At 71.6% G+C, this 17292-nt stretch carries 16 protein-coding genes; 3 read left to right on the top strand and 13 right to left on the bottom strand.

What is annotated here, in order from left to right; genetic code table 11:
• Positions 1 to 28 precede the first annotated feature (28 nt).
• The gene (locus tag O7609_RS14475) at positions 29 to 568 is read left to right on the top strand and encodes a hypothetical protein (protein WP_269736538.1); all 540 of its coding nucleotides are present in this window, start codon (positions 29 to 31) and stop codon (positions 566 to 568) included.
• Positions 569 to 629: 61 nt separating this feature from the next.
• Positions 630 to 1118 carry a hypothetical protein gene (locus O7609_RS14470; protein WP_269736539.1) on the top strand — a complete coding sequence of 163 codons (489 nt, stop codon included), beginning with the start codon at positions 630 to 632 and terminating at the stop codon, positions 1116 to 1118.
• A gap of 144 nt (positions 1119 to 1262) precedes the next feature.
• On the opposite strand, the gene nuoN is transcribed toward O7609_RS14470, so the two are convergent.
• From nuoN to O7609_RS14405, 13 genes are all read right to left on the bottom strand, one after another.
• Positions 1263 to 2921 carry an NADH-quinone oxidoreductase subunit NuoN gene (nuoN, locus tag O7609_RS14465; protein WP_269736540.1) on the bottom strand — a complete coding sequence of 553 codons (1659 nt, stop codon included), beginning with the start codon at positions 2919 to 2921 and terminating at the stop codon, positions 1263 to 1265.
• On the bottom strand, positions 2918 to 4534 hold the full coding sequence (locus O7609_RS14460; RefSeq protein ID WP_269736541.1) for an NADH-quinone oxidoreductase subunit M: 1617 nt from the start codon (positions 4532 to 4534) through the stop codon (positions 2918 to 2920). The genes nuoN and O7609_RS14460 overlap by 4 nt, the downstream gene beginning before the upstream one ends.
• 3 nt (positions 4535 to 4537) lie before the next feature.
• Positions 4538 to 6433 (bottom strand): NADH-quinone oxidoreductase subunit L, encoded by a 1896-nt coding sequence (nuoL, locus tag O7609_RS14455; RefSeq protein ID WP_269736542.1) that lies wholly within the window; start codon positions 6431 to 6433, stop codon positions 4538 to 4540.
• A 13-nt stretch (positions 6434 to 6446) separates the two neighbouring features.
• Complete coding sequence (gene nuoK, locus O7609_RS14450; RefSeq protein ID WP_219093572.1) at positions 6447 to 6746, bottom strand: NADH-quinone oxidoreductase subunit NuoK; 300 nt, start codon at positions 6744 to 6746, stop codon at positions 6447 to 6449.
• On the bottom strand, positions 6743 to 7573 hold the full coding sequence (locus tag O7609_RS14445) for an NADH-quinone oxidoreductase subunit J (protein ID WP_269743673.1): 831 nt from the start codon (positions 7571 to 7573) through the stop codon (positions 6743 to 6745). The genes nuoK and O7609_RS14445 overlap by 4 nt, the downstream gene beginning before the upstream one ends.
• Positions 7570 to 8229 carry an NADH-quinone oxidoreductase subunit NuoI gene (nuoI, locus tag O7609_RS14440; protein WP_269736544.1) on the bottom strand — a complete coding sequence of 220 codons (660 nt, stop codon included), beginning with the start codon at positions 8227 to 8229 and terminating at the stop codon, positions 7570 to 7572. Before nuoI ends, O7609_RS14445 begins: the two co-directional genes overlap by 4 nt.
• Complete coding sequence (gene nuoH / locus O7609_RS14435; RefSeq protein ID WP_443072252.1) at positions 8222 to 9667, bottom strand: NADH-quinone oxidoreductase subunit NuoH; 1446 nt, start codon at positions 9665 to 9667, stop codon at positions 8222 to 8224. The genes nuoI and nuoH overlap by 8 nt, the downstream gene beginning before the upstream one ends.
• On the bottom strand, positions 9646 to 12219 hold the full coding sequence (locus tag O7609_RS14430) for an NADH-quinone oxidoreductase subunit G (RefSeq protein WP_269736545.1): 2574 nt from the start codon (positions 12217 to 12219) through the stop codon (positions 9646 to 9648). The genes nuoH and O7609_RS14430 overlap by 22 nt, the downstream gene beginning before the upstream one ends.
• A complete protein-coding gene (gene nuoF / locus O7609_RS14425) occupies positions 12216 to 13574 on the bottom strand; it encodes an NADH-quinone oxidoreductase subunit NuoF (RefSeq protein WP_269736546.1) in 1359 nt (452 codons plus the stop codon). Before nuoF ends, O7609_RS14430 begins: the two co-directional genes overlap by 4 nt.
• Positions 13571 to 14413: an NADH-quinone oxidoreductase subunit NuoE gene (nuoE, locus tag O7609_RS14420; protein WP_269737256.1), complete on the bottom strand. Its 843-nt coding sequence runs from the start codon at positions 14411 to 14413 to the stop codon at positions 13571 to 13573. Before nuoE ends, nuoF begins: the two co-directional genes overlap by 4 nt.
• Positions 14414 to 14477: 64 nt before the next feature.
• Positions 14478 to 15257, bottom strand: coding sequence for an NADH-quinone oxidoreductase subunit C (locus O7609_RS14415; protein ID WP_269736547.1), 780 nt, complete (start codon positions 15255 to 15257; stop codon positions 14478 to 14480).
• The gene (locus tag O7609_RS14410; RefSeq protein ID WP_219094248.1) at positions 15254 to 15808 is read right to left on the bottom strand and encodes a NuoB/complex I 20 kDa subunit family protein; all 555 of its coding nucleotides are present in this window, start codon (positions 15806 to 15808) and stop codon (positions 15254 to 15256) included. The genes O7609_RS14415 and O7609_RS14410 overlap by 4 nt, the downstream gene beginning before the upstream one ends.
• 44 nt (positions 15809 to 15852) lie before the next feature.
• Positions 15853 to 16212, bottom strand: a complete 360-nt coding sequence (locus O7609_RS14405; RefSeq protein WP_219094250.1) for an NADH-quinone oxidoreductase subunit A — start codon at positions 16210 to 16212, stop codon at positions 15853 to 15855.
• 581 nt (positions 16213 to 16793) lie between these two features.
• Here O7609_RS14405 and O7609_RS14400 point away from each other — a divergent pair.
• Positions 16794 to 17270: a VOC family protein gene (locus tag O7609_RS14400; protein WP_269736548.1), complete on the top strand. Its 477-nt coding sequence runs from the start codon at positions 16794 to 16796 to the stop codon at positions 17268 to 17270.
• Positions 17271 to 17292 lie beyond the last annotated feature (22 nt).

Below are 17292 nucleotides of genomic sequence, written 5' to 3'. Positions count from 1 at the left end.
GGCGAGCACCGAGGCGAGGGGAGGCACTGTGCGCACCAGAGCACGCTGGGCGGGCGCCTGCGCCGCGGCGGCGGCAGCGCTGCTGTTGACGGGCTGCGGCGGCGGCGACGGCGGGGACGACGACGCGGGCGGCGAGACGCCGCCGCCCGGGACGACGCAGCCGAGCGACGCGCCGTCCGGGCCGGAGAAGGGCGACGACGTCACCCTGGAGGACATCCAGGGCGGCTGGATGACGGAGGGGCTGCACGTCGACGAGGGCCTGGTCATCCTGGCCGTCTTCGAGAACAGCGTCACCGTCTCGGCCGAGTCGGCCTGCTCGGGCACGGTCGACGGCGCGGCGCGGCCGATGACGATGAAGCTGGCCTGCGACGACGGGAGCACCGACTTCGCCGGCGCCACGGTCAGGAGCCTCACGGACGGCAAGCTCACCGTCGAGTGGGCGGGCGGCGAGACGACGGTCCTGAGCAGGTCCCCCGGCCCGGAGGACCTGCCGGAGCTGCCGACGGACGTGCCGACGGAGCTGCCCGGTCTCCCCGAGTCGCCCGACCTGCCCGGGACCGAGAGCTGACGAAGACCGGCGGCGAGCCCTGCTAGCTTGACGCCACCCGATCCCCACCGAGGAGAAGCACATGCGCACGTCCCTGCGGATGACCGCGGCGGTGGCGGCCGCCTGCGCGGCCACGCTGCTGGTCGCCGGCTGCGGCAGCGGTGACGGCGGCGACGAGAAGCCGGCCGCCGAGGAGACCCAGAACCCCGGCGGCGACCCGGAGACGCGGAAGGAGCCGGGCTCCGTCCAGGGCATCTGGAAGACGAAGGCGGACGGTCAGGACCACGTGCTGACCATCGTCGCCGACGGCGTCAACCTGACCCGCGGGAACGTCAACTGCGGCGGCCGGATGATGGACGGCGGCAAGCAGACGATCAACCTGACCTGCCCCGACGGCGGCGGCCAGGAGCGGTCGAACGGCACGGTGGAGCGCGTCGACAGCGAGGAGCTGGAGGTCGCCTGGAACGGCGGCATGACCGACACCTACGCGCGGGTGGCCGACGCCCCCAAGGACATGCCGACGGACCTGGGCGACCTGGAGGACCTGGAGGACCTGATCCCCCAGGGCTAGCCCACGCGCTGGGGAGGTCCGCGCGAAGGCGCGGCGCCGGCAAGCGCGGCCCCGGCACCGGGCAGGGTCCCTGGCGGGGCGTACGACGCGTTGAGGGCCGGTGCGCACGTCGTGCACACCGGCCCTCAACGTCGCCCCAGGGGCCTACCGGACGAAGACGCCCGCCTGGCCGGCCAGGTCGAGGAAGTACTGCGGGGCGAGGCCGAGCACCAGCGTCACCGTGACGCCGACGCCGATGGCCACGGAGGTGAAGGCGCTGGGGATGGCCACCGTCGGGCCCTCCGGGCTGGGCTCGGAGAAGAACATCAGCACGATGACGCGGACGTAGAAGAACGCCGCGATGGCCGAGGCGATGACGCCGACGACGACGAGGGCGCCCGCACCGCTCTCCGCCGCGGCCTTGAACACCGCGAACTTGCCCGCGAACCCGGAGGTGAGCGGGATGCCGGCGAAGGCCAGCAGGAACACCGCGAACACGGCCGCGACCAGCGGTGAGCGCCGCCCGAGCCCGGCCCACTGGGACAGGTGGGTGGCCTCGCCGCCCGCGTCCCGCACCAGCGTCACGACGGAGAACGCGCCGAGCGTGACGAAGGAGTAGGCGAGCAGGTAGAAGAGCACCGAGGAGACGCCGTCCGGTGAGGTCGCGATGACCCCGGCGAGGATGAATCCGGCGTGGGCGATGGAGGAGTAGGCCAGCAGCCGCTTGACGTCCGTCTGGGTGATGGCGACGATCGCGCCGAGCAGCATCGAGATGATGGCCACGCCCCACAGGACGGGCTCCCAGTCCCAGCGCAGGCCGGGCAGGACGACGTAGAGGAGCCGCAGGAGTGCGCCGAACGCGGCCACCTTGGTCGCGGCCGCCATGAACCCGGTGACGGGGGTCGGGGCGCCCTGGTAGACGTCGGGCGTCCACATGTGGAAGGGCACCGCGCCCACCTTGAACAGCAGGCCCATGATCACCATGGCGCCGCCGATGAGCAGCAGCGCGTCGGTGGACATGCTGGCGGCGAGCGCCACGCTGGGGCTGGGCACGGTGCCCTCGACGACCTGGGCGATCCCGGCGTAGGAGACGGTCCCGGCGTAGCCGTAGAGCAGGGCGATGCCGAAGATCAGGAACGCCGAGGAGAACGCGCCCAGCAGGAAGTACTTGACGGCGGCCTCCTGGGAGAGCAGCCGGTGGCGCCGGGCGAGGGCGCACAGCAGGTACAGCGGGAGGGAGAAGACCTCCAGCGCGATGAAGAGGGTGAGCAGGTCGTTGGCCGCGGGGAAGATCAGCATGCCGCCGACCGCGAAGAGCAGCAGCGGGAAGATCTCCGTGGTCGTCCAGCCTGCCTTTACGGCGGCCTTCTCGCCCTCGCCGCCGGGCACCGAGGCGGGCTGCGCGGCGAAGGAGTCGACCGGATTGCCGCCCGTGCGCGGCTCCAGCCGCCGTTCGGCGAAGGTGAAGACGGCGACGAGCGAGACGAGCAGGATGACGCCCTGGAGGAACAGGGCGGGGCCGTCCACGGCGATGGCGCCGACGCCGGCGACGGCGGCCTTGTCCGTGGCGTGCCCGTCCAGGGCGAGGGCCAGGACGGCGGCGAAGGCGGCGGCGAAGCCGAGGGACGCCAGCGCCACCTGGATGGCGTAGCGCGCGCGGCGCGGGGCGAAGGCCTCGACGAGGATGCCGACGACGGCGGCCCCGAGCACGATCAGTGTCGGCGACAGCTGGGCGTACTCGATCGAGGGCGCCTCGGCCGCCGTCGTCCACAGGCTGTGGACGGGTTCGGCGGCGGACGCGCCGGGAAGGGTTGTCGCGCTCATTCCGCGGCCTCCACTGCGGGCAGTTCCGGCTCCGGGTCGGTCTCACGCACGTCGGACATGGTGTGCTCGACCGCCGGGTTGACGATGTCGGTCAGCGGCTTGGGGAAGACGCCGAGGAAGATCAGCAGGGCGATCAGCGGGGCCACGACGGCCAGTTCGCGCGGCCGCAGGTCCGGCATCCGCTGGATCTCCGGCTTGTCCACCGGCCCCGTCATCGTCCGCTGGTAGAGCAGCAGCACGTAGAGGGCGGCGAGGACGATGCCCGCCGTCGCCACGATGCCCGCGACGGGGTAGCGGCTGAAGGTGCCGACGAGGACGAGGAACTCGCTGACGAACGGCGCGAGGCCGGGAAGCGAGAGGGTGGCGAGCCCGCCGACGAGGAAGGTGCCGGCCAGCACCGGGGCCACCTTCTGCACCCCGCCGTAGTCGGCGATGAGCCGGGAGCCGCGGCGGGAGATGAGGAACCCGGCGACGAGCATCAGCGCGGCGGTGGAGATGCCGTGGAAGACCATGTACAGCGTCGCGCCGCTCTGGCCCTGGGTCGTCATGGCGAAGATGCCGAGGATGATGAACCCGAAGTGCGAGACGGACGCGTAGGCCACCAGCCGCTTGATGTCCCGCTGGCCGACGGCGAGCAGCGCCCCGTAGACGATGCTGACGAGCGCCAGCACGACGACGACGGGCGTGGCCCAGCTGCTGGCCTCGGGGAACAGCCCGAGGCAGAAGCGCAGCATCGCGAAGGTGCCGACCTTGTCGACGACGGCCGTGATGAGCACGGCCACCGGGGCCGTGGACTCGGCCATGGCGTTGGGCAGCCAGGTGTGCAGCGGCCACAGCGGCGCCTTGACGGCGAAGGCGAGGAAGAAGCCGAGGAACAGCAGGCGTTCGGTGTTGGTGGCCATCTCCAGCTCGCCGGAGGCGCGGGCCTCGGCGATCTGCTGGAGCGAGAAGGTGCCCGCGGGGAGCTGGTCGGCGGTGACGGCGTACAGCCCGACGACGGCGGCCAGCATGATGAGCCCGCCGGCCAGGTTGTAGAGGAGGAACTTCACCGCCGCGTAGGAGCGCTGCTTGGCGCCCTCCGCCTCTCCGGCCGCGTGCGCACGGTCCCCGAAGCCCCCGATGAGGAAGTACATCGGGATGAGCATGGCCTCGAAGAAGATGTAGAAGACGAACACGTCCGTCGCGGAGAAGGCGACGATCACCATCGCCTCGACCATGAGGATCAGCGCGAAGAAGCCCTGGGTGGGCCGCCAGCGCCGGTTCGGGCCGTCCTCCTCGGGGACGTCGGCGTCGTGCCAGCCCGCCGCGATGATGAACGGGATCAGCAGCGCCGTCAGGGCGATGAGGGCGGCGGCGATGCCGTCGACGCCGACCTCGTAGCGGACGCCGAAGTCCTCGATCCACGCGTAGGACTCGGTGAGCTGGTAGCGGTCGCCGCCGGTGTCGAAGGCGGCCAGCACCCAGCCCGCCAGCACCAGGGTGCCGAGCGAGACCACGAGCGCCAGCCACTTGGCGGCCGTGCGCCGGGCGGCGGGTACGGCCGCGGTGGCGACGGCGCCCAGTGCGGGGAGCACGGCCGTGGCCGTCAGCAGCGGGAAGGAGTAATCAGACATGGATCAGACCGCCCTCATCAGCAGGGTGGCTGCGACCAGCACGGCCGCACCGCCGAACATCGACACCGCGTAGGAGCGGGCGAAGCCGTTCTGGATCTTGCGCATCCGGCCGGAGAGCCCGCCGAAGCCGGCCGCCGTCCCGTTGACGGCGCCGTCCACCAGCTTGTGGTCCACGTAGACCAGGCTGCGGGTGAGGTGCTGCCCGCCGGTCACGAACACGGCGTGGTTGAAGTCGTCCTGGAGCAGGTCGCGGCGGGCCGCCCGGGTGATCAGCGAACCGCGCGGCGCGGTGACGGGCACCGGCTTGCGGCCGTACTGGGCCCAGGCGACGCCGACGCCGACGAGCAGCATCGTGACCGTCGCCGTGGTGATGACGGGGACGCTGATCGGCGGGTGGCCGTGTTCGTACGACGTCACCGGCTCCAGCCAGTTGACGAAGGAGTCACCCACCTTGAACAGGCCGCCGGCGAAGACGGAGCCGAAGGCCAGCACGATCATCGGGAGCGTCATCGAGCGCGGGGACTCGTGCGGGTGCGGCTCGTTGCCCTCCGCGTCGGGCTGCCAGCGCTTCTCGCCGAAGAACGTCAGGATCATCACCCGCGTCATGTAGTACGCGGTGATGGCCGCGCCCAGCAGCGTCACCGAGCCGAGGATCCAGCCCTGGGTGCCGCCCTTGGCGAAGGCCGCCTCGATGATGGCGTCCTTGGAGAAGAAGCCGGAGAGCCCGGGGAAGCCGATGATGGCGAGGTAGCCGAGGCCGAAGGTGACGAACGTGACCGGCATGTAGCGGCGCAGCCCGCCGTACTTGCGCATGTCCACCTCGTCGTTCATGCCGTGCATGACCGAGCCGGCGCCGAGGAACAGCCCCGCCTTGAAGAAGCCGTGGGTGACCAGGTGCATGATCGCGAAGGCGTAGCCGATGGGGCCGAGGCCCGCGGCGAGCACCATGTAGCCGATCTGCGACATGGTCGAGCCGGCCAGCGCCTTCTTGATGTCGTCCTTGGCGCAACCGACGATCGCACCGAAGAGGAGCGTGACGGCGCCGACGGTGACGACGGCGGTCTGGGCGGCGGGCGCGCCGTCGAAGACGGCCCCGGAGCGGGTGATGAGGTAGACGCCGGCCGTGACCATCGTCGCCGCGTGGATGAGGGCCGAGACGGGGGTGGGGCCCTCCATCGCGTCCCCGAGCCAGGACTGCAGCGGCACCTGGGCCGACTTGCCGCAGGCCGCGAGCAGCAGCATCAGCCCGATGCCGGTCAGCGTCGCCTCGCTCGCCGCGTCGGCGCTGCCCAGCACCGGGGTGAAGGCGAAGGTGCCGAACGTGGTGAACATCAGGAAGATGGCGATGGCCAGGCCCGCGTCGCCGACGCGGTTGACGAGGAAGGCCTTCTTCGCCGCCGCCGCCGCGCTGGGCTTGTGCTGCCAGAAGCCGATGAGCAGGAACGAGGCGAGGCCCACTCCCTCCCAGCCGACGTACAGCAGCAGGTAGTTGTCGGCGAGGACGAGCAGCAGCATCGCCGCGAGGAACAGGTTGAGGTAGCCGAAGAAGCGGCGGCGGCGCTCGTCGTGCTCCATGTAGCCGATCGAGTAGAGGTGGATCAGCGACCCGACCCCGGTGATCAGCAGGACGAACGTCATGGAGAGCTGGTCGAGCTGGAAGGCGACGTCGGCCTGGAAGCCCTCCACCGGCACCCAGGAGTACAGGTGCTGGTGCAGGGCCCGTTCCTCGCCGTCGCGGCCGAGCATGTCGAAGAAGAGCACCGCGCCGATGACGAAGGAGACCGCCGCCAGCACGGTGCCCAGCCAGGGCCCGGAGCGGTCCAGCCTGCGCCCGCCGCACAGCAGGACGGCCGCGCCGAGCAGGGGCGCCGCGACGAGCAGTCCGATCAAGGAATCCACTGGTACGTACCCCTTACAGCTTCATCAGGCTGGCGTCGTCGACCGAGGCCGAGTGACGGGAGCGGTAGAGCGTCACGATGATCGCCAGTCCCACGACGACCTCGGCCGCGGCGACGACCATGACGAAGAACGCCATGATCTGGCCGTCGAGGTTGCCGTGCATCCGGGAGAAGGCGACCAGCGCGAGGTTGGCCGCGTTGAGCATCAGCTCGATGCCCATGAACACGATGATCGCGTTGCGCCGGATCAGGACCCCGGTGGCCCCGATCGTGAACAGCAGCGCGGCCAGGTAGAGGTAGTTGGCGGGGTTCACTGGCGGGCCTCCTCACCGCGGCCGTGGTAGTCGGCGGTGCGCTGGTCGATGGCGGCGATCTCGGCCAGCCGCTCCCGGCTGACCTCGCGGACCTGGCCCCGCTTGCGGAGGGTCTCGCTGACCGTCAGTTCGGACGGGGTGCCGTCGGGCAGCAGGCCCGGCCGGTCCACCGCGTTGTGCCGTGCGTACACACCCGGCGCGGGGAGCGGCGGGACGTGCGTGCCGAGCCTCACCCGCTCGGTGGCCTGGTCGCGCTGGGTCTTGGCCGTCTCGACGCGCTCGCGGTGCGTGAGCAGGGTGGCGCCGACCGCCGCGATGGTCAGCAGCGCGCCGGTGACCTCGAAGGCGACGACGTACTCGGTGAACAGCCGCTCGGCGATGCCGGGGACGTTGCCGCCGAACTCGGCGTTGGCGGCGCCCGTCCCGACGAACGACTCACTGCCGAGGGCGGCCTGTCCGATGCCGCCGATCAGCAGCATGGCCAGGCCGAGCGCGCAGCCCGCGGCCAGCCAGCGCTGCCCCTTGATCGTCTCCTTGAGCGAGTCGGCGGTGGTGCGGCCGACGAGCATCAGCACGAACAGGAACAGCATCATGACCGCGCCGGTGTAGACGACGATCTGCACGACGCCGAGGAAGTAGGCGCCGTTGGCCAGGTAGAACAGCGCGAGGATGATCATCGTCCCGGCCAGGCAGAGCGCCGCGTGCACGGCCCGCCGCAGCAGGACGGTGCCGAGCGCGCCGGAGACGGCGAGGGCGCCGAGCACGTAGAACTGGACGGCCTCGCCGGAGGAGGTCTCGGCGGCCAGCAGGCTCGCTGCGGTGCTCACTGGTGCTTCACCCCTTCGGTGGCCTCGCCGGGCGCCGTGGTGGCGTCGGGCGCGGCCCCGGCGGCGGCCGGCTCGTCCGGACCGAAGGTGTCGGCCGAGGACTGCGGCGTCCCGGTGTCGGTGACCGGCTGCTGGACGGTGCCGTCGGCGGCCTCGGTGACCAGGCCCCGGTAGTAGTCCTTCTCCGTCATGCCGGGGTAGATGGCGTGCGGCGAGTCGACCATGCCCTCCGTCAGCCCGACGAGCAGCTCCTCCTTGGTGTAGATGAGGGACTCGCGGCTGCGGTCGGCCAGTTCGTACTCGTTGGTCATGGTCAGGGCGCGCGTCGGGCACGCCTCGACGCACAGCCCGCACAGGATGCAGCGCAGGTAGTTGATCTGGTAGACGCGGCCGTAGCGCTCACCGGGCGAGTAGCGCTCCTCCTCGGTGTTGTCCGCGCCCTCGACGTAGATGGCGTCGGCCGGGCAGGCCCAGGCGCACAGCTCGCAGCCGATGCACTTCTCCAGCCCGTCCGGGTGCCGGTTGAGCTGGTGGCGTCCGTGGAAGCGCGGCGCCGTCTGCTTCTTGTACTCGGGGTACTGCTCGGTCAGCCGGCGCTGGAACATGGCCTTGAAGGTCACGCCGAAGCCGGCCACCGGGTCCAGGGGGTTAGGCATCGTCGGACTCCTTGCTCTCGCTGTCGGCCCCGCCCGCGTCCGCGGCACCCGCGCCGACGGTCGCCTTGTCGCGCTGGTGGCGTGGGGCGCGCCGGGGCACGGGGGGCAGGGTCTGGCCGGGAAGCGGCGGCACCGGGTAGCCGCCCGCCATGGGATCGAACGTGTCCTTCCGCTTGCCCGCCTCGCGGGCCGCGATCGCCGCCTCCCGCTTCTCCCCGCGGTCGCGGAAGACGTCCACGACGAAGGACACGAGCAGCATCACGAGGATCGCGCCGGACACCCACAGGACGATCTCGCCGAAGTCGTAGCCCTCGTTGCGCAGGGCCCGCACGGTGGCGACGAGCATCAGCCACACCAGCGAGACGGGGATGAGGACCTTCCAGCCCAGCTTCATGAACTGGTCGTAGCGGACGCGGGGCAGGGTGCCGCGCAGCCACACGAAGCAGAACATGAGCATGAGCAGCTTGGCGGTGAACCACAGCATCGGCCACCAGCCGTGGTTGGCGCCCTCCCACCAGGTGGAGATCGGTGCCGGGGCCCGCCACCCGCCGAGGAACAGGGTGACGGCCAGCGCCGAGACCGTGACCATGTGGATGTACTCGGAGAGCATGAACAGCGCGAACTTGATCGACGAGTACTCGGTGCTGAACCCGGCCACCAGATCGCCCTCGGACTCCGGCATGTCGAACGGGTGCCGGTGCGCCTCGCCGACCATGGAGACGGCGTAGATGACGAACGACACCGGCAGCAGCACGCCGAACCACGTGTCGGCCTGGGCGCCGACGATCGTCGAGGTGGACATGGAGCCGGAGTAGAGGAACACGGCGGCGAAGCTGAGGCCCATCGCGACCTCGTAGCTGATGATCTGGGCCGTGGCCCGCACCCCGCCGAGCAGCGGGTAGGTGGAGCCGGACGACCAGCCCGCGAGCACCGTGCCGTAGGCGGCGATCGAGGCGGTGGCCAGGATGAACAGGATGGCCACCGGAAGGTCGGTGAGCTGCATAGCGGTGCGGGTGCCGAAGATGGACACCTCGTTGCCCGCGGGGCCGAAGGGGATCACGGCGATGGCCATGAACGCCGGGATGGCGGCGAGGACCGGCGCCAGGACGTAGACGAACTTGTCCGCGCCCTTGACGACGACGTCCTCCTTCAGCATCAGCTTGACGCCGTCGGCGAGCGACTGGAGCAGCCCCCAGGGACCGTGCCGGTTCGGGCCGATGCGCCGCTGCATCCAGGCGATGACCTTGCGCTCCATGACGATGGAGATCAGCACCGTCAGCATCAGGAAGGCGAAGCAGAACACGGCCTTGAGCGCGATCAGCCAGAACGGGTCCTGCCCGAACATGGACAGGTCCTCCGCGGCCAGCAGCGACCCGGGCAGGCCCGAGGGGCCCGGCTGCCCTGACGGGATGGCGGTCACGACTGCACCTCCGGTGATTCCGTGTCGGCTCCTCCGTCGGCACCGGGCGCGCCGTCGGCGTCCGCGGCACCGGCCGCGCCGATCCCGACCAGCTCGCCGGGCCGGGCGCCGGTGTCCGACACGACCCCGCCGCCGGTGGAGTTGAGCGGCAGCCAGACCACCCGGTCCGGCATCGGGGTGACGGCCAGCGGCAGCGTCACCGACCCGGTCGGACCCGTGACGGTCAGAAGGTCCCCGTCCGCGACGCCGACCTCCGTGGCGGTGGCCGCCGACAGCCGGGCCGGGGCGGGGTGCCGGGTACCGGCCAGCGCCTCGTCGCCCTCCTGCATGCGGCCCCGGTCCAGCAGCATCCGGTGACCGGCGAGCACCGCCTCCCCGGCGCCCGCGGTCGGCAGCGGCCGCCCGGACTGGACCGGATCGGCGGTCCGTTCACCCTCCCAGGGCCCCAGCCGCGCCAACTCGGCGCGGATGGTGCGCACATCGGGCAGGCCGAGGTGGACGTCGAGGGCGTCCGCGAGCATGGTGAGCGCGCGGGCGTCGGGGAAGACGAAGCGCCGCGTCATCTGGTCGGGCTTGATCGCCGCCTCGAAGGGCCGCTCGCGGCCCTCCCAGTTGAGGAACGTGCCGGACTTCTCCACCACGGCCGACACCGGCAGGACGACGTCCGCCCGGGCCGTGACCTCGCTCGGCCGCTGCTCCAGGCTCACCAGGAAGCCGACGGCGTCCAGCGCCTCGACCGCCCGGGCCGGGTCCGGCAGATCGCCGACCTCGACCCCGCCGACGACCAGGGCGGCCAGCTCGCCGTTCGCGGCGGCCTCCACGATCTGACCGGTGTCCCGGCCGGCCGCGCGGGGCAGCTCGGCGACGCCCCAGACCGCGGCCGTCTCCTCCCGGGCCCGCGGGTCGGTCGCCGGACGCCCGCCGGGCAGCAGCCCCGGCAGCGCCCCGGCCTCGACCGCGCCGCGCTCGCCCGCGCGGCGCGGCATCCACACCAGCCGGGCCCCGGTCGCCGTGGCGGCCCGCACCGCGGCCGTCAGCGCGCCCGGCACCCCGGCCAGCCGCTCGCCCACGAGGATGACGGCGCCCTCGGCGCGCAGCGCCTCGGCCGCCCGCTCCCCGGTGGAGTCCAGGCCGACCCCGCCCGCGAGGGCGTCCAGCCACTCCGGCTCGGTGCCCGGCGCGGCGGGCAGCAGCGTGCCGCCCGCCTTCGTCAGGCCCCGGGTGGCGTGCGAGGCGACGGCGAAGGTGCGCTGGCCGGACTTCCGGTTCGCCTTGCGCAGCCGCAGGAAGACGCCGGGCGCCTCCTCCTCCGCCTCCAGGCCGACCAGCAGCACGGCCGGTGCCGCCTCCAGGGCCCGGTACGTCACGCCCGTCGGCCTCCCGGCCTCCGGCCGGGAGGTGCCCCCGAGGCCGACGCCGCGTCCGGCGACCCGGGCGGCCAGGAACTCGGCCTCCTCGGCGCTGTGGACGCGGGCGCGGAAGTCCACGTCGTTCGTGCCGAGGGCGACGCGGGCGAACTTGGCGTAGGCGTAGGCGTCCTCGACGGTGAGCCGGCCGCCGGCCAGCACGCCGGTGCGGCCCTTCGCCCCGGCCAGGCCCTCGGCCGCCACCTGGAGGGCGTGCGGCCAGCTCGTCGGCTCCAGCTCACCGCTCTCGGCGTCGCGGACGAGCGGGGTGGCGAGGCGGTCGGGGCGCTGCGCGTAGCGGAACCCGAAGCGGCCCTTGTCGCACATCCACTCCTCGTTGACCTCCGGGTCGTCCTGCGCGAGGCGGCGCATGACCTTGCCGCGCCGGTGGTCGGTGCGCGTCGCGCAGCCGCCCGCGCAGTGCTCGCACACGCTCGGCGAGGAGACCAGGTCGAAGGGGCGGGAGCGGAAGCGGTAGGCCGCCGAGGTCAGCGCGCCCACCGGGCAGATCTGGATGGTGTTGCCGGAGAAGTAGGACTGGAACGGCTCGTCCTGGCCGGTGCCGACCTGCTGGAGCGCGCCGCGCTCCAGCAGCTCGATCATCGGGTCCCCGGCGATCTGGTTCGAGAAGCGGGTGCAGCGCGCGCACAGCACGCAGCGCTCCCGGTCCAGCAGCACCTGGGTGGAGATCGGCACCGGCTTCTCGAAGGTGCGCTTGCGCCCCTCGAAGCGGCTCTCGGCGCTGCCCGCGGACATGGCCTGGTTCTGGAGCGGGCACTCGCCGCCCTTGTCGCAGACCGGGCAGTCCAGCGGGTGGTTGATGAGCAGCAGCTCCATCACGCCGCGCTGTGCCTTCTCCGCTACGGGCGAGGTGAGCTGCGTCTTGACGACCATGCCGTCGGTGCAGGTGATGGTGCACGAGGCCATCGGCTTGCGCTGGCCCTCGACCTCGACGATGCACTGGCGGCAGGCCCCCGCCGGCTCGAGGAGCGGGTGGTCGCAGAAGCGCGGGATCTCGATGCCGAGCTGCTCGGCGGCACGGATGACCAGGGTGCCCTTCGGCACGCTGATCTCGGCGCCGTCGATCGTCAGGCTCACCAGGTCCTCCGGCGGGCGCTCGGCCTCGCCGCCCCCGGAGGTCTTGGCGTCGGTGGTCACGGTCACGCGTTCACCTCCAGGTGTGCGTCGCTGTCGTCCCGGCCCGCGTCGTCGGCCCACACCGTGGACCTGGCCGGGTCGAAGGGGCAGCCGCGTCCGGTGACGTGCTGCTCGTATTCCTCGCGGAAGAACTTCAGCGAGGAGAAGATCGGGGCGGCCGCGCCGTCGCCCAGGGCGCAGAAGGACTTGCCGTCGATGTTGTCGGCGATGTCGTGGATCTTGTCGAGGTCGGCCATCGTGGCCTTGCCCGCCTCGATGTCCCGCATGAGCTGGACGAGCCAGTACGTGCCCTCGCGGCAGGGCGTGCACTTGCCGCAGGACTCGTGGGCGTAGAACTCGGTCCAGCGGGTGACGGCGCGCACGACGCACGTCGTCTCGTCGAAGCACTGGAGGGCCTTGGTGCCGAGCAGGGAACCGGCGGCGCTGACGCTCTCGTAGTCGAGGGGGACGTCCAGGTGCTCGTCGGTCAGCAGCGGCGTCGAGGAGCCGCCCGGCGTCCAGAACTTGAGCCGGTGGCCCGGGCGCATCCCGCCGCTGAGGTCGAGGAGCTGACGCAGCGTGACGCCCATCGGGCCCTCGTACTGACCGGGGTTCGCGACGTGCCCGGAGAGCGAGTAGAGCGTGAAGCCCGGGGACTTCTCGCTGCCCATCGAGCGGAACCAGTCCTTGCCCCTGGCCAGGATCGCGGGAACCGAGGCGATGGACTCGACGTTGTTCACCACGGTGGGGCAGGCGTACAGACCCGCGACGGCCGGGAAGGGCGGGCGCAGCCGGGGCTGGCCGCGGCGCCCCTCCAGGGAGTCGAGCAGGGCCGTCTCCTCACCGCAGATGTAGGCGCCGGCGCCCGCGTGCACGGTGAGTTTGAGGTCCTTGCCGGGCCCGAGCGCGTCCTTGCCGAGGTATCCGGCGGCGTACGCCTCGGCCACGGCTGCGTGCAACCGCCGCAGGACGGGGACGACTTCACCGCGCAGGTAGATGAACGCGTGCGCGGAGCGGATCGCATGGCAGGCGATGACGATGCCCTCGATGAGGGCGTGCGGGTTCGCGTAGAGGAGCGGGATGTCCTTGCAGGTGCCCGGCTCCGACTCGTCGGCGTTGACCACGAGGTAGTGCGGCTTGTCGTCGCCCTGCGGGATGAACTGCCACTTCATGCCCGTCGGGAACCCGGCGCCGCCGCGGCCGCGCAGGCCCGCGTCCTTGACGTAGGCGATCAGGTCGTCCGGGTCCATGGCCAGCGCCTTGCGCAGACCCTGGTAGCCGTCGTGCCGCCGGTAGGTGTCCAGCGTCCAGGGCTCGGGCGCGTCCCAGAAGGCGGACAGGACCGGGGAGAGCAGCTTCTCGGCGGATTCGGTCGTCGTCATCGCCCGTCCTCCTCGTGCTGGTCCGTCCCGCGGTCCCCCTCGACGGGCCCGGCGGAGTGGGCCGGGTCGGAGGCGGCCGTCTGCTGCGGCGCGTCGTGCGAGCTGGGGTGGCCGCCGCGCGGGCCGGCGGTCGAGCGGGCCGGCGGCTCGGCGCGCGGGCCGACCACGCGACCGGTGGGCGCCTCGCCCTTGGCCAGCCGGAGCCCGGCCAGCGAGGCGGGGCCCGCGCCGCCGGTGGCTTCGGTGGCGCCGGGGCGCTCGTCGGGGAAGCCGGCCAGCATGCGCGCCGTCTGCTTGAACGTGCACAGCGGCGCACCGCGCGTGGGCCGCACCTCACGCCCGGCGCGCAGGTCGTCGACGAGCTCCGTGGCGGACTCGACCGTCTGGTTGTCGAAGAACTCCCAGTTGACCATCACCACGGGGGCGAAGTCGCAGGCGGCGTTGCACTCGATGTGCTCCAGCGTGACGGCGCCGTCCTCCGTCGTCTCCCCGTTGCCGACGCCCAGGTGGTCCTGGAGGGCGGCGAAGATCGCGTCGCCGCCGAGCACCGCGCACAGGGTGTTGGTGCACACGCCGACCTGGTAGTCGCCGCTCGGCTTGCGCCGGTACATGGAGTAGAAGGTCGCGACGGCGGTGACCTCGGCGGTCGTCAGGCCGAGCTGCTCGGCGCAGAACCGCATGCCGGTCTGCGTCACATGGCCTTCCTCGGACTGCACCAGGTGCAGCAGCGGCAGCAGCGCGCTGCGGCTGTCCGGGTAGCGGCCGATGATCTCCCCGGCGTCGGCGGCGAGCCGGGCACGCACGTCGGCGGGGTAGTCGGGGGCGGGCAACTGCGGCATGCCCAGGCTGACCTCGCTCACCGGTTCGCACCTCCCATCTGTGTGGCCTGCGGAATGCTGCTCATTAGCTGTACGACCTCCGCTGGTCCGGCGCCGGGATCTGGGCGCCCTTGTACTCGACGGGAATGCCACCGAGCGGGTAGTCCTTGCGCTGGGGGTGGCCCTGCCAGTCGTCCGGCATCATGATCCGCGTGAGGGCGGGATGGCCGTCGAAGACGATGCCGAAGAAGTCGTAGGTCTCGCGCTCGTGCCAGTCGTTCGTCGGGTAGACCTCGACGACGGACGGCACGTGCGGGTCGCTCTCCGGTACGGCGACCTCCAGCCGGATCAGCCGGTTGCCGTGGGTGAGCGAGCGCAGGTGGTACACCGCGTGCAGCTCGCGCCCCGTGTCGCCGGGGTAGTGCACCCCGCTCACGCCGGAGCACTGCTCGAAGCGCAGTGCCGGGTCGTCCCGCAGGATGCGGCAGACCTCCCTCAGGTACTCGCGCTCGATGTGGAACGTGATCTCGCCGCGGTCCACGACCGTCCTGGCGATCACGTTCTCGGGCACGAGCCCCTGCTCGTCGAGCGCGCCCTCGAGTTCGTCGGCCACCTCGTCGAAGTAGGAGCCGTAGGGGCGGCTGGAGGCGCCGGGCAGGCGCACGGTGCGCACGAGGCCGCCGTAGCCCGAGGTGTCGCCGCCGTTGTTCGCGCCGAACATGCCGCGGCGGACGGCGATGGTCTCGCCCGCGCCGTTGCGGGCCGCCGGTACCGAGGTGCCGTTGGCCGTCTCGGCGGCCTCGGGCGCCTCCTCCTCGGCGTCCGGCCGGCTGTGGTCCTTCTCGCGGCCCTTGTCGTCCGTCACCGCAGGAGCCCCTTCATCTCGATCGTCGGGAGCGCCTTGAGGGCCGCCTCCTCCGCCTCCCGGGCCGCCTGCTCGCGGTTGACGCCGAGCTTCTCGTCCCGGATCTTCTCGTGCAGCTTGAGGATGGCGTCCAGGAGCATCTCGGGCCGCGGCGGACAGCCGGGCAGGTAGATGTCCACGGGCACGACGTGGTCGACGCCCTGCACGATCGCGTAGTTGTTGAACATGCCGCCCGACGAGGCGCACACGCCCATGGAGATGACCCACTTGGGGTTCGGCATCTGGTCGTAGACCTGCCGCAGCACCGGCGCCATCTTCTGGCTCACCCGCCCGGCCACGATCATCAGGTCCGCCTGGCGCGGCGAACCGCGGAAGACCTCCATGCCGAAGCGGGCCAGGTCGTACCGGCCGGCGCCCGTCGTCATCATCTCGAAGGCGCAGCAGGCCAGCCCGAACGTCGCCGGAAACACCGAGGACTTGCGCGCCAGGCCCGCGGCCTTCTCGACGGTGGTCAGCAGGAAGCCGCTCGGCAGCTTCTCCTCGATTCCCATGTCGCTCCCCTATCCCTTGTCCGCCGGGCCGCGGAATCCGCCGGTCAGTCCCACTCCAGACCACCCCGGCGCCAGTCGTAGGCGTAGGCGACGCCGATGAGGCCGACGAAGACCAGCATCTGGACGAGGCCGAACATCCCCAGGGCGTCGAAGTGGACGGCCCAGGGATAGAGGAAGACGATCTCCACGTCGAAGACGATGAAGAGCATCGCGGTGATGTAGTACTTCACCGGGAAGCGTCCGCCGCTGACCGGCATCGGAGTGGGCTCGATGCCGCACTCGTACGCCTCCAGCTTGGCGCGGTTGTAGCGCTTCGGACCGATGATCGAGGCCATCACCACGGAGAACACCGCGAAGGCCGCGCCTAGGGCTCCGAGCACGAGGATGGGCACGTAGGCGTTCACCGCACCTCGCTCCTTCCAGTCGCCGATGACTAGCTGGGGTCCGCTGCGAGCCGGCTCCCCGCCCCAGGAGGTTGCAGAGGTCGTGCAATTGTGAGGCAGTTCACAAGCCCGAGTCGGGTGCATCCTATGCCCCGGGCTCTGTGACATGCGACACGGGGTACAGGACCGACTTTGTGATCTTCAACACCCGCGACTCGTCCGAGCGACGCGCGAAGAGAAGATCTTCATACGCGAAGCCCGCGAACGGTCACTGCACGTGATTTTTCCACCCTTTACCGCTGATCGAAAGGGGTTCCGCTAGCAAAAGATGCACCGGACATGCAAATTCGCAATGGGCAGGGCCGAGTGCTAGCGAACCGCGCTCAAGCCCTGGTCGCCCGACGTGGCGCCCTTGCTTGTGCGGCCACGCACAAGACCCGATCCGGGGGCGGGGCCGCGCGTGCCGGTCCCGCGCCTTCGCTCAGGGCTCCCCAGCACAGGGGCGGGGGCGATGAGTTTCGCGGCCGGAAGCCGTCGGTACTCGGTGCAGGCCCCGGCGGGCCCGCCGCACGGCTCGGCCCGGACACGCGAAGGAGCACGTCATGCCCGCCATCACCCCCAACCTGTGGTTCGACACCGAGGGCGAGGAGGCCGCCGAGTTCTACTGCTCGGTCTTCCCCAACTCCAAGATCCACACCGTCAGCCACTACGGCGAGGCCGGTCCGCGGCCCGCCGGCACCGTGATGACCGTCGACTTCGAGCTCGACGGCCAGCGCTTCACCGCCCTCAACGGCGGTCCCGAGTTCACCTTCGACGAGGCGCTGTCGCTCCTCGTCGAGTGCGCCGACCAGGAGGAGGTCGACTACTACTGGTCCCGGCTCTCCGAGGGCGGCGAGGAGGGCCCGTGCGGCTGGCTCAAGGATCGCTTCGGGCTGTCCTGGCAGGTCATCCCCCAGCGGCTGGACGAGCTGGTGCGCGACCCGGACCCCGCCCGCGCGGCCCGCGCCATGACGGCGATGCTGGGCATGAAGAAGATCGACGTCGCGGCGCTGGACGCCGCCGCCGACGCCACCGGCTGAAGCTCCGGCCCACCCGGCGGGG

Origin of the sequence: Streptomyces sp. WMMC1477 (assembly GCF_027460245.1) — a bacterium.
GTDB lineage: Bacteria > Actinomycetota > Actinomycetes > Streptomycetales > Streptomycetaceae > Streptomyces.
The sequence above is the reverse complement of the archived record's forward strand: the minus strand, read 5'-3'. Positions and strand labels throughout refer to the sequence as shown.